The 11,978-nt window shown below is 62.9% G+C and carries 13 protein-coding genes; 8 read left to right on the forward strand and 5 right to left on the reverse strand.

Annotated elements, in window-relative coordinates; all coding sequences use genetic code 11:
• Positions 1–123 precede the first annotated feature (123 nt).
• From H0482_RS05845 to dnaJ, 3 genes are all read left to right on the forward strand, one after another.
• A complete protein-coding gene (locus tag H0482_RS05845) occupies positions 124–456 on the forward strand; it encodes a hypothetical protein (protein ID WP_193729123.1) in 333 nt (110 codons plus the stop codon).
• Positions 457–671: 215 nt separating this feature from the next.
• The gene (gene dnaK, locus H0482_RS05850) at positions 672–2,591 is read left to right on the forward strand and encodes a molecular chaperone DnaK (protein WP_193729124.1); all 1,920 of its coding nucleotides are present in this window, start codon (positions 672–674) and stop codon (positions 2,589–2,591) included.
• Positions 2,592–2,986: 395 nt separating this feature from the next.
• Complete coding sequence (gene dnaJ, locus H0482_RS05855; RefSeq protein ID WP_193729125.1) at positions 2,987–4,120, forward strand: molecular chaperone DnaJ; 1,134 nt, start codon at positions 2,987–2,989, stop codon at positions 4,118–4,120.
• Between the two features lie 260 nt (positions 4,121–4,380).
• Here dnaJ and H0482_RS05860 read toward each other — a convergent pair whose 3' ends face one another.
• The gene (locus H0482_RS05860; protein ID WP_193729126.1) at positions 4,381–4,788 is read right to left on the reverse strand and encodes a VOC family protein; all 408 of its coding nucleotides are present in this window, start codon (positions 4,786–4,788) and stop codon (positions 4,381–4,383) included.
• Between the two features lie 124 nt (positions 4,789–4,912).
• On the opposite strand from H0482_RS05860, the gene H0482_RS05865 reads away from it, so the two are divergent.
• Positions 4,913–5,458 carry an NADPH-dependent FMN reductase gene (locus tag H0482_RS05865; protein ID WP_193729127.1) on the forward strand — a complete coding sequence of 182 codons (546 nt, stop codon included), beginning with the start codon at positions 4,913–4,915 and terminating at the stop codon, positions 5,456–5,458.
• Positions 5,459–5,583: 125 nt separating this feature from the next.
• Complete coding sequence (pyrF, locus tag H0482_RS05870; RefSeq protein ID WP_193729128.1) at positions 5,584–6,285, forward strand: orotidine-5'-phosphate decarboxylase; 702 nt, start codon at positions 5,584–5,586, stop codon at positions 6,283–6,285.
• 15 nt (positions 6,286–6,300) lie between these two features.
• Here the strand turns inward: pyrF and H0482_RS05875 are convergent, their stop codons facing one another.
• The 3 genes from H0482_RS05875 to nth form a co-directional block, all read right to left on the reverse strand.
• The gene (locus H0482_RS05875; RefSeq protein WP_193729129.1) at positions 6,301–7,305 is read right to left on the reverse strand and encodes an adenosine kinase; all 1,005 of its coding nucleotides are present in this window, start codon (positions 7,303–7,305) and stop codon (positions 6,301–6,303) included.
• Positions 7,306–7,404: 99 nt separating this feature from the next.
• Positions 7,405–7,962, reverse strand: a complete 558-nt coding sequence (locus H0482_RS05880; protein WP_193729130.1) for a TetR/AcrR family transcriptional regulator — start codon at positions 7,960–7,962, stop codon at positions 7,405–7,407.
• A gap of 50 nt (positions 7,963–8,012) precedes the next feature.
• Positions 8,013–8,687: an endonuclease III gene (gene nth, locus H0482_RS05885; protein ID WP_193729131.1), complete on the reverse strand. Its 675-nt coding sequence runs from the start codon at positions 8,685–8,687 to the stop codon at positions 8,013–8,015.
• 48 nt (positions 8,688–8,735) lie between these two features.
• Here nth and H0482_RS05890 point away from each other — a divergent pair, with 48 nt between their 5' ends.
• The 3 genes from H0482_RS05890 (at position 8,736) to H0482_RS05900 (ending at position 11,319) form a co-directional block, all read left to right on the forward strand.
• Positions 8,736–9,215 (forward strand): DUF2244 domain-containing protein, encoded by a 480-nt coding sequence (locus H0482_RS05890; RefSeq protein ID WP_193729132.1) that lies wholly within the window; start codon positions 8,736–8,738, stop codon positions 9,213–9,215.
• 74 nt (positions 9,216–9,289) lie between these two features.
• Positions 9,290–10,159 (forward strand): bifunctional helix-turn-helix domain-containing protein/methylated-DNA--[protein]-cysteine S-methyltransferase, encoded by an 870-nt coding sequence (locus H0482_RS05895; RefSeq protein ID WP_193729133.1) that lies wholly within the window; start codon positions 9,290–9,292, stop codon positions 10,157–10,159.
• A gap of 116 nt (positions 10,160–10,275) precedes the next feature.
• Complete coding sequence (locus H0482_RS05900) at positions 10,276–11,319, forward strand: AI-2E family transporter (RefSeq protein ID WP_193729134.1); 1,044 nt, start codon at positions 10,276–10,278, stop codon at positions 11,317–11,319.
• On the opposite strand, the gene H0482_RS05905 is transcribed toward H0482_RS05900, so the two are convergent.
• The gene (locus tag H0482_RS05905; protein ID WP_193729135.1) at positions 11,309–11,923 is read right to left on the reverse strand and encodes a 2,3-bisphosphoglycerate-dependent phosphoglycerate mutase; all 615 of its coding nucleotides are present in this window, start codon (positions 11,921–11,923) and stop codon (positions 11,309–11,311) included. The two genes, H0482_RS05900 and H0482_RS05905, sit on opposite strands and share 11 nt — an antisense overlap.
• Positions 11,924–11,978: the final 55 nt, after the last annotated feature.

The following is an 11,978-nucleotide window of genomic DNA, read 5'->3' on the forward strand; positions in this document are numbered from 1 at the left end:
TTCTAGGCCGAGACCCGGCCGATGAAAAGAGGTGGGCGGCGCGCAAATACATCTTGGCGGCCGCCAGCGGCAATGGCAGAAACGCCGCGCCGGCGCCAGGGGCCCGGTTTGAGGGATTTTTCCATGCATAAAACTATTGCGGGCGGCCTTGCTGCCCTGACGCTGCTGGCCGGTATTCTGCCCGCGGCCGCCCAGACCGTGGAATTCACGGTCATCAATGACAGCTCCTATGACCTGCATTATTTCTTCACCACGCCCAGCAATGAGGATCGGTGGGGCGAAGACCTGTTGGGCGATAGCGGCATTCTGGAGGCCGGATACCAGGCGACGGCCACGATCGGGGATGGCTCGGACCAGTGTCTCTATGATTTCAAGTTCGTGATGGACACTGGCGCCGAGCTGATCGAACCCCAGATCGACATCTGCGAACTCGACAGCTACACGATCACCGACTGAGGTTTCGCGCCGCCCGGTCCGCCGGGCGGCATCGCTTTGCGCCGCATCGGGAAAATCTCCTTCCCTGCGCGCTTGAAGCCCTTGTCCCACCCCCCTATATACGCCCCGAGGCCCGGCAACGGGCGGTATCAATCCTACGAGGGACCCGGCCCGTCAGGGACGAAAAGCTGCTGCAAGGGGCTTTTAGGCGGGTTCGCTGAAAGAGAGGCTGAGTAATGGCTAAAGTTATCGGTATCGACCTCGGTACGACCAATAGCTGCGTCGCGGTTATGGACGGCAGCAATCCCAAAGTGATCGAAAATGCGGAAGGCGCGCGCACCACGCCCTCCATGGTCGCCTTCTCCAAGGATGGCGAGCGCCTGGTTGGCCAGCCGGCCAAGCGACAGGCCGTGACCAATCCGGAAGGCACGCTGTTCGCCGTCAAGCGCCTGATCGGGCGCCGCTATGACGACAAGGTCGTGGCCAAGGACAAAAATCTCGTCCCCTTCAAGATCGTGGCCGCCGATAATGGCGACGCCTGGGTCGAAGCGTCGGGCGACAAATATTCGCCGAGCCAGGTCTCGGCGATGATCCTGCAGAAGATGAAGGAAACCGCCGAAGCCTATCTCGGCGAGAATGTCACCCAGGCGGTGATCACCGTTCCGGCCTATTTCAACGACAGCCAGCGTCAGGCGACCAAGGATGCGGGCAAGATTGCCGGCCTTGAAGTTCTGCGCATCATCAACGAGCCGACCGCGGCAGCGCTCGCCTATGGCCTCGACAAGAAGAATAACGGCACGATCGCGGTCTATGACCTGGGCGGCGGCACGTTCGACGTCTCCATCCTCGAAATCGGCGATGGCGTGTTCGAGGTGAAGTCCACCAATGGCGACACCTTCCTGGGTGGCGAAGACTTTGACATGCGTCTGGTCGACTACCTGGCCGACGAGTTCAAGAAAGAGCAGGGCATCGACCTGCGCAATGACAAGCTGGCTCTGCAGCGCCTCAAGGAAGCTGCGGAAAAGGCCAAGATCGAACTTTCGAGCGCCACGCAGACCGAAATCAACCTGCCCTTCATCACCGCCGACGCTTCGGGCCCGAAACACCTGACGCTCAAGCTCAGCCGCTCCAAGCTCGAAAGCCTGGTCGATGATCTGATTTCCCGCACCATCGAGCCTTGCAAGCAGGCGATGAAGGATGCCGGGCTCTCGGCCAGCCAGATCGACGAAGTCGTCCTGGTCGGCGGCATGAGCCGCATGCCCAAGGTGCAGGAAGCGGTCAAGCAATTGTTCGGCAAGGAGCCGCACAAGGGCGTCAACCCGGACGAAGTGGTGGCGCTGGGCGCAGCCATTCAGGGCGGCGTGCTGCAGGGCGACGTCAAGGACGTGCTGTTGCTCGACGTGACCCCCTTGAGCCTGGGTATCGAAACCCTGGGCGGCGTCTTTACCCGCCTCATCGACCGCAATACCACGATCCCGACCAAGAAGGGCCAGACCTTCTCCACCGCCGAGGACAACCAGAGCGCCGTGACCATCCGCGTGTTCCAGGGTGAACGCGAAATGGCGGCGGACAACAAGCTGCTGGGCAATTTCGACCTCAGCGGCATTCCACCGGCGCCGCGCGGCGTGCCGCAGATCGAAGTGACCTTCGACATCGACGCCAATGGCATCGTCAATGTCTCGGCCAAGGACAAAGGCACCGGCAAGGAGCAGCAGATCCGCATCCAGGCCTCGGGCGGCCTCAGCGACGCCGACATCGAAAAGATGGTCAAGGACGCCGAAGCCAATGCCGAAACCGACAAGCGCAAGCGCGAGGCGGTGGAAGCCCGGAACCAGGGCGAATCGCTGATCCACTCCACCGAAAAGTCGGTGAAGGATTACGGCGACAAGGTTCCGGCCGAAGACAAGGCCGCAATCGAGACGGCGATTGCCGATCTCAAGAGCGTGCTGGATGGCGACGATGCCGAGGCGATCAAGGAAAAGACCGCCACGCTGGCCGAAGTCTCGATGAAGCTGGGTGAGGCCATGTACAAGGCCAGCCAGGAAGAAGCCGAGGCCAAGGCCAATGGCAGTGCCGACGAGGATGACGACGACGTGGTCGATGCCGATTTCGAAGAAGTCCGGGATGGCGACGACGACGACAAGAAGTCGGCCTAATCCGGCTTACTGAACAGACGGGCCCCGGTGGAAACGCCGGGGCTTTTTTGTGGGGGCGGGGATGGATTGCCCGGACAAGCCGGGCAATGACGGTGTGGTGGCACCTGTTTTTGTCGGTCGTCACCTGCCGGTGGTCCATGGCCTGGTCGATGCGGGCGCTACCATTCGAGCTTAGCTCTCATGGCCTTCTCGACTAAAATCAGTCCGCCGGACGGATTTTGCGGCACAGCCGCCGTCTCGAAGAGTTTCACGTGAATCGTTGATCCCTCGAAGTCCCCTTGCTAATAGCTTTGCGCCTGCCCATATGCGGGTGAACGGGCCGGCCATGCCGGCTTTTGCTTATTGCCATAGGCGCGACGACCAGACCGGCGCGATCCGAATAAAGAGAGTTGACCTTGTCCAAACGCGATTTCTACGAGGTGCTCGGCTGCCAGAAGGGCGCCGATGAAGGCGCCCTCAAGAGCGCTTACCGCAAGCTCGCCATGCAGTTTCACCCGGACCGTAATCCGGGAAATGCCGAGGCGGAATCCAAGTTCAAGGATATCAACGAAGCCTATGACACACTGAAGGATCCGCAAAAGCGCGCCGCCTATGACCGCTTCGGTCACGCCGCCTTCGAAAATGGCGGCGGGCGCGGCCCGGGCGGATTCGGGCCGGAATTCACCTCCTCGATGTCCGATATTTTCGAGGACATCTTTGGCGATTTCATGGGCGGCGGCCGGCGCAATGGCGGCGGCGGGGCGGCGCGGATGCGCGGCAGCGACCTGCGCTATAATCTTGAAATCGACCTCGAGGAGAGTTTTGAGGGCAGCACGGTCGAGATCGACGTGCCCAGCCTTGCCTCCTGCGACACCTGCGAGGGCTCCGGGGCCAAGCCCGGCACCGGCACCCATACCTGCCGGCAGTGCAATGGCCATGGCAAGGTCAGGGCGGCGCAGGGATTCTTCACCATCGAACGCACCTGCCCGGTCTGTCAGGGACGCGGCCAGATGATGGACCAGCCCTGCACCGATTGCGGCGGCCAGGGACGCCGGCAGCAGAATCGCAAGCTCTCGGTGGATATTCCCCAGGGCATCGAGGACGGCACCCGCATCCGCCTCGCCAATGAAGGGGAAGCCGGATTGCGCGGCGGCCCGCCGGGCGATCTTTATATTTTCGTCTCCATCCGGCCGCATCAATTGTTCCAGCGCGACGGCGCCGATCTTTACGCACGCGTGCCCATCTCGATGACCACCGCCGCCCTGGGTGGCGAATTCGAGGTGCCGACACTCGATGCCACCCGGGCCAAGGTAAAAGTGCCCACCGGCACCCAGCCGGGCCAGCGCGTGCGGCTCAAGGGCAAGGGCATGCCGGTCCTGCGCAGCAAGGATGTGGGCGATCTCTATGTGCAGCTCGACATCGAGACGCCACAAAATCTCTCTAAACGCCAGCGCGAGCTGCTGGAAGAATTCGCCCGGCTGGAAACGGCCGAGACCAGCCCCAATTCCGGCGGTTTCTTCGACAAGCTCAAGAAAATGTTCGAGGCTTGAGCCAGACGCTTGGCACGAAATCGCTCCGATGGAGCGATTTCAGGACTCAAAGCCATGAGAGCCATGCTCGAATGGCTGGGCCATGCGTTTTATCGCGTTTCCGAACCGGAAAGCCGGTATCCACTTTTCCTGGAAACGCCCCAAGACCTTACCTCATCGTCATTGCCCGGCTGGTCCGGGCAATCCAGTTTTAGCGGCTGGTGAATGGACCACCGGGACAAGCCCGGCGGTGAGGGTCGTGGTGGGGGCGGTGCACAGCTCTACGCGCTCGGCATGCCGCTCATGTCCATCCAGACATATTCCCAGACATGGCCGTCAAGATCGGCGATGGCGCGGGAATACATGAAACCCATGTCCTGGGCATCGCGCACTTCGCGCCCGCCCGCCTTGAGCCCGGCATCGGCAATGGCGTCCACCGCCTCGCGGCTGTCACGCGACAGGGCGTAGAGCGCCTGGGTCTGCTGCTGCGGATCGGGAATGGGCAGGGGCGAGAATTGCTTGAACTTGTCGTGGGTCAGCACCATCAGGAAAATTGTGTCGCTGATGACGATGCAGGCGGCAGTCTCGTCGGTGAAGTCGGGATTGTGCTCGAAACCCAGTGCCTTGTAATAGGCCATGGAGGCGGCGAGGTCGCGGATCGGAACGTTGACGAAAATCATCGGCGGCATGTTTGGTTCCTTCCCTTTTGGGCAATGATTGAACTTTGGGCCATTGCGCTTGTGGCGGCAATGGTCACAATTCCGACGAGCGGGCCTGACCCGCTTCGACACGTTCCGGTTCCATGGAGGCAAAATGAAGACCGCGCTGACCCTGTCGGGGTCCATCCGCAAGGGTTCGGAAAATTCCAAACTGGCCCTGCATCTGGGCCGCAAATTGCGCGAAGCGGGGGTGAGCGTCACCGATCTCGATCTCGCCGATTTCGACATGCCGATCTTCAACGAGGATCTCGAGCCTGATAATGTGCCCGAAGCGGCGGGCAGGCTGGCCGAACTCTGGCGCCAGGCCGATATCATCTTCATCGCCACGCCCGAATATAATGGCGGCCTGCCGCCACTGCTGGTCAACACGCTGGCCTGGCTCTCCCGGCAGAAACCCAGCCCCTTCCGCCACGCCGTCTTCGGCATTGGCGGGGTCAGCTCCGGCAAATATGGAACCATCTGGGCGCTGAGCCATCTCCATGACAGCCTGGGCAAGATCGGCGGGCTGGTAGTGCCGGGCCTGCTCGGCATCGGCCCGGCCGAGGGCGCCTTCGACGCGAATAGCGAATTGCTCGACAAAACGGCAATCCGCAAGGTCGAAACCATGGTGCACGATCTCACCCATATCAGCCGGGGCTAGGTTTGCGCGTGCGCTATCTCGCCCATCGCCGGGTCATTCTGGACGCCGCCAGGGTGGTGCCGCTTGCCGGAACCAATGATTTGGTCTAGCGAGGCCGGATCAGAGACATCGCGGGAGCAAATAGAATGGGCAGCCAGTTGATTGTGGGCCTCGACGTTTCCACGCGCGCCCGCGCCGAGGAGATTGTCGCGGCGCTCGGCGATGCGGTGGATTTCTACAAGATCGGCTATCAATGCTTTTATGGCGCGGATGGCTATAGTCTGGGTAAGGCGCTGCTGGCGGCGGGCAAGAAGGTGTTTTTCGACCTCAAGCTGCTCGACATCGACAATACGGTCGAAAAGGGCGTCGCCGCCATCGCCGAGACCGGGGCGACCATGCTGACCGTCCATGCCTATCCCAAGACGATGCGCGCAGCCCAGAAGGCGGCTTCCGGTTCAGGGCTCTGCGTGCTGGGCGTGACAGTCTTGACCTCGATGGATGACCAGGACGTCAAGGATGCCGGCTATGAACGCGACGCGGCGGGCCTTGTGGCGCTGCGGGCGCAGCAGGCCCGGGAAGCGGGCATTGGCGGCATCGTCGCCTCGCCGCATGAAGCCGAAATGGTGCGCACCATTATCGGCCCCAAAATGGCGCTGGTGACGCCTGGCATCCGCCCGGCAGGTAGCGCCAGGGGCGATCAGAAGCGGGTGATGGGCCCAGCCGAAGCGCTGGCCGCCGGCGCCAGCCATCTGGTGGTGGCGCGGCCGATCATCGAGGCGGCAGACCCGGCAGCGGCGGCGCGGGCCATATTGGCGGAAATGGACGGCAAGCGGGTGAGTCTCGCCTGAAGCCGTTAGGGCAGTTCAGCCCGCCAGGCCATGGCGGCGGCTCAAGGCCTCCAAATCCACCAGCGGCCTCGCCCCGATATGGGAGATGACCTCGGAAGCCGCAAGGCACCCGGTCTTGAGGGCGGAATCGATGGTCTGGCCGCGCGCCAGACCGAGCAGGAAGCCCGAGGCGAAGAGGTCGCCGGCCCCGGTGGCGTCCACCACCTTGTCCACGGGAAAGGCCGGGACCGAAATCACTTCGCCATTGAATATGGCCATGGCCCCGTCCGCGCCCATGGTGATGGCGGCGATTTCGGCGTCCTTGGCGATTTCGCGCACCGCTTCGCCCAGATCGTCGGTCTGGTAGAGCGATTTCAGCTCATGCACATTGGCAAAGACGTAATCGATGGTCTTGCTGCGGATCAGGTCGAGGAATTCGGCGCGGTAGCGGTCGACGCAAAAGGGGTCGGAGAGGGTGAAGGCGGCGGCGCGCTCGTGCTTATGGGCATAATGGGCGGCGCGCACGAAAGCCTTCTTGGCTTCGACCGGATCCCACAAAAACCCTTCCATATAGGTGATGGCGGCGCTGCCGATCATTTCGGCATCGATGTCGCGCTCGGTCAATTCGTGGCAGGCGCCGAGATAGGTGTTCATGGTCCGCTCGCCATCCTCGGAAACGAAGATCATGCAGCGGGCGGTCAGCGCCCCGTTCTTGAGGCGCGAGGTGGCGTAGTGGACGCCGACATCGTTCATGTCGGTGTCGAAGACATCGCCCAGTTCATCATCGGCCACCTTGCCCACGAAGGCGGCACGGCCGCCGAGCGAGGCGACGCCCGCCGCGGTATTGGCGGCCGAACCGCCCGAGCTCTGCTGGCGGCCGGGCGGCATCTTGCCGTAAAGATCCCCGGCCCTGTCGGAATCGATCAGGTGCATGATCCCTTCCTGCATGCCCTCGCGCTCGATGAAGCCGGGCTCTATCGGCGCGATGATGTCGACAATCGCATTGCCGATGGTCAGGACGTCAAAGCGGGTCTGGGTCATTGGGGGGTCCGGCATAGATTGGGAAATGGCCGATAGCCCGTTTAGAGCATCACATCACAAGGGGCAATCATTTCAAGCCCAGGGGGGGAGGCGGCAGGTTCAGAGCCCACCGATAATGGCGGCGACAAGCGCCTCGCTGTCCTCGCCGGCGCGCATGGCGATCTGGCCATCGAGCAGCAAGATGGCGAGGCCGTGCACCTTGGCCCAGGCCGCCAGCGTCCTGACCCGCCCGGCCTTCTCATCGCCGCCGACAAGCAGGTGCAGCGATTCGAGGCCAGTGTCGGCCGCCATGCGCAGGCCGGGCCGGGCCTGCACGAGCGGAGAAAACATCAGGCGGAAGAGATTGGGGTTTTGCAGGGCAAAGACCATATAGGTCTTGCCCATGGCCGAAACAGGGTCGGCGGGCTCGCTGGCCGCGACCGCCTGCATGCGGGCGGCAAAGCGCTGGAAACCGGTGACGGCGAGCGCTTCGAGCAAAGCGGCGCGGCTGTCGAAATGCCGATAGGGCGCGGCCGACGATACCCCTGTCGCCCGGGCCAGATCGCGCAGGCCAAGGCCCGCTTCTCCCTGCTGTTCGAGAATCACCAAGGCGGTTTCGAGCAGCGCCTGGCGCAGATTGCCGTGATGATAGGGTGCGTTTGGCGCTGATGTTGTCATCGCTCACATATGCAGAATTGATGTGAGCGCTGTCAACTTCATGCTGTTGCTCAGGCTTTGCCAGGCCAGGGCGTCTTGGGCTCGAAACGGCAGAATTGCGCGATCGGGCAGCGCCAGCATTCGGGCTTGCGGGCCTTGCAGATATAGCGGCCATGCAGGATCAGCCAATGATGGGCATGGAGCATGAACCGCGCCGGCACCTGTTTGTGCAGGGCTTTTTCAACGGCGAGCGGGGTCTTACCGGGGGCAAGGCCGGTGCGGTTGCCGACGCGGAAGAGATGGGTATCCACGGCAATGGTCGGCTGTTTGAACCAGATATTGAGCACGACATTGGCGGTCTTGCGGCCAACGCCGGGCAAGGCTTCGAGCGCTTCGCGATCGCCCGGCACCTCTCCCCCATGCCTTTCGATAAGGATCTGGCTGAGCGCGAAGACATTCTTGGCCTTGCCGCGATAAAGACCGATGGTCTTGATCTGGTCTTCGATGGCCTCGACGCCCAGCGCCACCATGGTAGCAGGGGAAGGGGCCAGCTCGAACAGGCGTTTCGTCGCCTTGTTGACGCCGATATCGGTGGCCTGGGCGGACAGCACCACCGCCACCAAGAGGGTGAAGGCGTTGATATAGTCGAGTTCGCCCTTGGGCTCGGGATCGATTTCGTGGAAGCGGGTGAAGATCGCTTCGGCCTCCGCCCGGCTCAGAGCCTTCACTTTTTTTGCCGCTGCCATTCTCTCGCCCTCGATTCTCTGCCAGTATTTCGGGCAAGAGAGTTTTCGATGCAAGCCACCACCACGACGCCCCTGTTTGCCGCGACCTTGCGTCCGGGCCGATCCTACGGAACGGCCGGCGGCTGGCTCGGCCTGGTTCTCGCCGGCATTGTCGGGGCGCCGCTGCTGATCGCCATTCCCCAATTCGTCTTGCCGGGCCTGCTGGCCTTTGGGCTCGCCGGGGGCGGCCTGGCGGCTTTTTCCATGCGGCAGGCCAGAAAGGGCAGGCAATATCAGCAGGTCAACCTCTGGCCGGACCAGCTCGAAGTGGTCGATGTGTCCTCTAGGCAATCCCGGGTGATGCAGCGCTTCGTGCCTTCGCAGGTGCGGCTGCGGCTGGTTCGGGACCATTTCGAGCGAACCGAGGCGATCTTTCTCAGCCATGAAAAAGGCGAAGTGGAACTGGGCCAGTTTCTCTCTCGCGATGAAAAGGCGAGCTTTGCGCGCGCTTTCGGCACAGCCTTGCGCCAGGCGCGGCGTGGGGCGTGAGGCCGGTCAAATCCGGGTCGCCAAACCGTCGCTTCGGGCCTAGTCAGGCGCCGATGCGCGAGAAGGATCCGATCATGAACCAGATGCAGCCCCTTGCCCCCGATGACGATTACGACATCATCCGCGCCGCCATCCGCTATCTCAGCGAGACCGGGCCGGATGAAATTGATCTCGGCAATTTTGCGCGGGGCCTGGGGCTGACCGAACGGCAATTGACCGATTTGTTCCGCCGCTGGTGCGGTCTTTCGCCAAAAAGTTTCGCCCAGGCAGTGGCGCTCGACCATGCCAAGAGCCTGTTGCGCGAACAGGCCAGCGTCCTGGACGCGACCTATGAAGTGGGGCTTTCCTCGACATCGCGGCTCCACGATCTGTTTGTGACCCACGAGGCCATGCCGCCCGGCATCTTTCGAGCCGGAGGGGCGGGGATCGACATGGTCTGGGGTGCGGCGCCGTCGCCTTTCGGCATGGCCGTGGTGACCGCCACCGATTACGGTATTTCCGGGCTCGGCTTTGCCGATGCCGAGACCAGCATCGAGGCCGCCTTCGCGGATCTGGCCAATCGCTGGCCCCGGGCCCGGTTCGTGCGCGACGACGAAAAGATCGCGCCGCTAGTGGCCCAGATATTCGAACCGGGACGCTGGAGCGCCGAACAGCCGGTGCGCGTGGTACTGATCGGCACTGATTTCGAGGTGCAGGTCTGGGAGACATTGCTCAAGATCCCCGTGGGCCGCGTCACCACCTATGCCAGCGTCGCCCAGCAGATCGGGCGGCCCAAGGCGGCGCGGGCCGTCGGCGCCGCCGTGGGGAAAAATCCGGTCAGCTTCGTCGTGCCCTGTCACCGCGTCGTCGGCACGTCGGGCGCCCTGACCGGATATCATTGGGGGGTGCCGCGCAAACGGGCGATCCTCGGCTGGGAAAGCGGAATGGCCGGCTTGAAGGGGTGAAGCGACCCGGCCAGAAGGCTCCGAGAAGGCCGACTGAGTTTCACGTGAATCGCCCAGGGGCTGGAAATTCGCTCCGCGTCATGCGTTAGTCATCCGGCGACCATTGCGGAGGATCCATGACCAGCAGCACACGTGCCATCGTCACCGGCGTCCTGCTTATCGCCATCCTGGCCCTGGCCTGGCAGGTTTCGACTCCAATATTGCTGATCTTTGCCGGTATCCTCATCGCCTGCGTCCTCGACGCCGCCGTGCGCATGCTGGGGCGGGTGGCACCCTGGCCGCGACCGGTGCTTCTGGTCCTTGTCAGCCTGTCGATCCTCATCGTGCTGATTTCGGCGCTGTCGCTGGGCGGGCTGAGCCTCTGGCGCAATATCCAGGACCTGTTCCGGCTGCTGATCGGGGAAATCACCCGCATTTACGGCGAATTGCAGGAACTGGGCCTGGTCCAGAATATCAGCCGCTCGGACATCGAGACCATGGTGGCGACCTTCTTTCCCGATCCCGGCGGGCTGTTCAATCAGGCGTCATCGCTGTTCGGCTCGACAATGGGCATTGTCAGCAACGGGGTGATCATCATCTTTCTGGGTCTGTTCTTTGCCATCAACCCCAAAGCCTATCGCGACGGATTCCTGTTGCTGCTGCCGAAAGCCCAGCGACCGCGCGTCTCCGCCGCTTTGGGGGATACGGGCGAAGCGCTGCGCGGCTGGATGGTCACGCAATTGGCGATGATGGTGCTGATCGGCAGCCTGGTCTTCCTGCTGCTCTGGGGCCTGGGCGTGCCCAATGCGCCGGTCCTGGGCCTTCTGGCCGGAGCGCTGAATTTCATCCCGTTTCTGGGGCCGATCTTTTCGGCGGTGCCGGTGCTGCTGACGCTGGCGGCGCAGGACAGCAATGTGCTGATCCTGGGAGCGATCGGCCTGTTCCTGGTCCAGAACCTGGAAGGCTATATCCTCACACCCATGCTGCAACAGCGCATCATCCGGCTGTCGCCGGCCTGGTCGCTCAGCATTATGACGATATTGGGCACATTGTTCGGGATCATGGGCATCGCGCTGGCGACGCCCATCTATGCGGTGGGTCGGATGCTGACCCTGAGGCTCTATATCGAGCCGAAAGAGCAGGGGGACGACAAGGCCATCCCCCTCACGATCAAAGAATGACGCGCTCGACCAGCTTGCCGTCGGGGCCGATCCGGTAGAGGGTCGGTTCGCCAGTGGCGATCTCGCGGGCGAGGATTTCGTCGGGGGTCAGTCCCTCGATGGCCATGACCAGGGCGCGCAGCGAATTGCCATGGGCCGCGACCAGCACCGTCTTGCCGGCCTTGAGCCGGGGCAGAATTTCGGCTTCGTAATAGGGCAGGGTGCGCGCCGCAGTGTCCTTGAGGCTTTCGCCGCCGGGCGGGGGCACGTCATAGGACCGGCGCCAGACCAGCACCTGCTCCTCGCCCCATTTCTGGCGGGCATCATCCTTGTTGAGGCCGGAGAGGTCGCCGTAATCGCGCTCGTTGAGCGCGATATTGCGGGTGATGGTGACGTTGAGAATGCCCATCTCTTCCAGCATCAGGTCGAGCGTGTGCTGGGCCCGGCGCAGGGCCGAGGTGTAATAGAGGTCGGGCTCGATGCCCGCCGCCTTGAGCGCCTTGCCGGTGGCGCGGGCCTCGCCCTCGCCCTGGGCGGTCAGGTTCGGATTACGCCAGCCGGTGAAGAGATTTTGCAGGTTCCATTCGCTCTGGCCGTGGCGGACCAGGATCAGCGTGCCGGTCATGATGTCGTTCCCTTGCTGTCATGCTTTTGGTCAAGTGGGCGGCCTTGGAAGGTCT

It is taken from the genome of Devosia faecipullorum (assembly GCF_015158295.1).
In the GTDB taxonomy this organism is placed as follows: domain Bacteria; phylum Pseudomonadota; class Alphaproteobacteria; order Rhizobiales; family Devosiaceae; genus Devosia; species Devosia faecipullorum.

What these genes read in the sequence shown, in the direction of transcription:
- H0482_RS05845 (WP_193729123.1), top strand. Translation starts at nt 124, where the DNA reads ATGCATAAAACTATTGCGGGCGGCCTTGCTGCCCTGACGCTGCTGGCC.
- dnaK (WP_193729124.1), top strand. Translation starts at nt 672, where the DNA reads ATGGCTAAAGTTATCGGTATCGACCTCGGTACGACCAATAGCTGCGTC.
- H0482_RS05860 (WP_193729126.1), bottom strand. Translation starts at nt 4,788, where the DNA reads ATGCCGCCGATGATTTTCGTCAACGTTCCGATCCGCGACCTCGCCGCC.
- H0482_RS05865 (WP_193729127.1), top strand. Translation starts at nt 4,913, where the DNA reads ATGAAGACCGCGCTGACCCTGTCGGGGTCCATCCGCAAGGGTTCGGAA.
- pyrF (WP_193729128.1), top strand. Translation starts at nt 5,584, where the DNA reads ATGGGCAGCCAGTTGATTGTGGGCCTCGACGTTTCCACGCGCGCCCGC.
- H0482_RS05875 (WP_193729129.1), bottom strand. Translation starts at nt 7,305, where the DNA reads ATGACCCAGACCCGCTTTGACGTCCTGACCATCGGCAATGCGATTGTC.
- H0482_RS05880 (WP_193729130.1), bottom strand. Translation starts at nt 7,962, where the DNA reads ATGACAACATCAGCGCCAAACGCACCCTATCATCACGGCAATCTGCGC.
- nth (WP_193729131.1), bottom strand. Translation starts at nt 8,687, where the DNA reads ATGGCAGCGGCAAAAAAAGTGAAGGCTCTGAGCCGGGCGGAGGCCGAA.
- H0482_RS05890 (WP_193729132.1), top strand. Translation starts at nt 8,736, where the DNA reads ATGCAAGCCACCACCACGACGCCCCTGTTTGCCGCGACCTTGCGTCCG.
- H0482_RS05895 (WP_193729133.1), top strand. Translation starts at nt 9,290, where the DNA reads ATGAACCAGATGCAGCCCCTTGCCCCCGATGACGATTACGACATCATC.
- H0482_RS05900 (WP_193729134.1), top strand. Translation starts at nt 10,276, where the DNA reads ATGACCAGCAGCACACGTGCCATCGTCACCGGCGTCCTGCTTATCGCC.
- H0482_RS05905 (WP_193729135.1), bottom strand. Translation starts at nt 11,923, where the DNA reads ATGACCGGCACGCTGATCCTGGTCCGCCACGGCCAGAGCGAATGGAAC.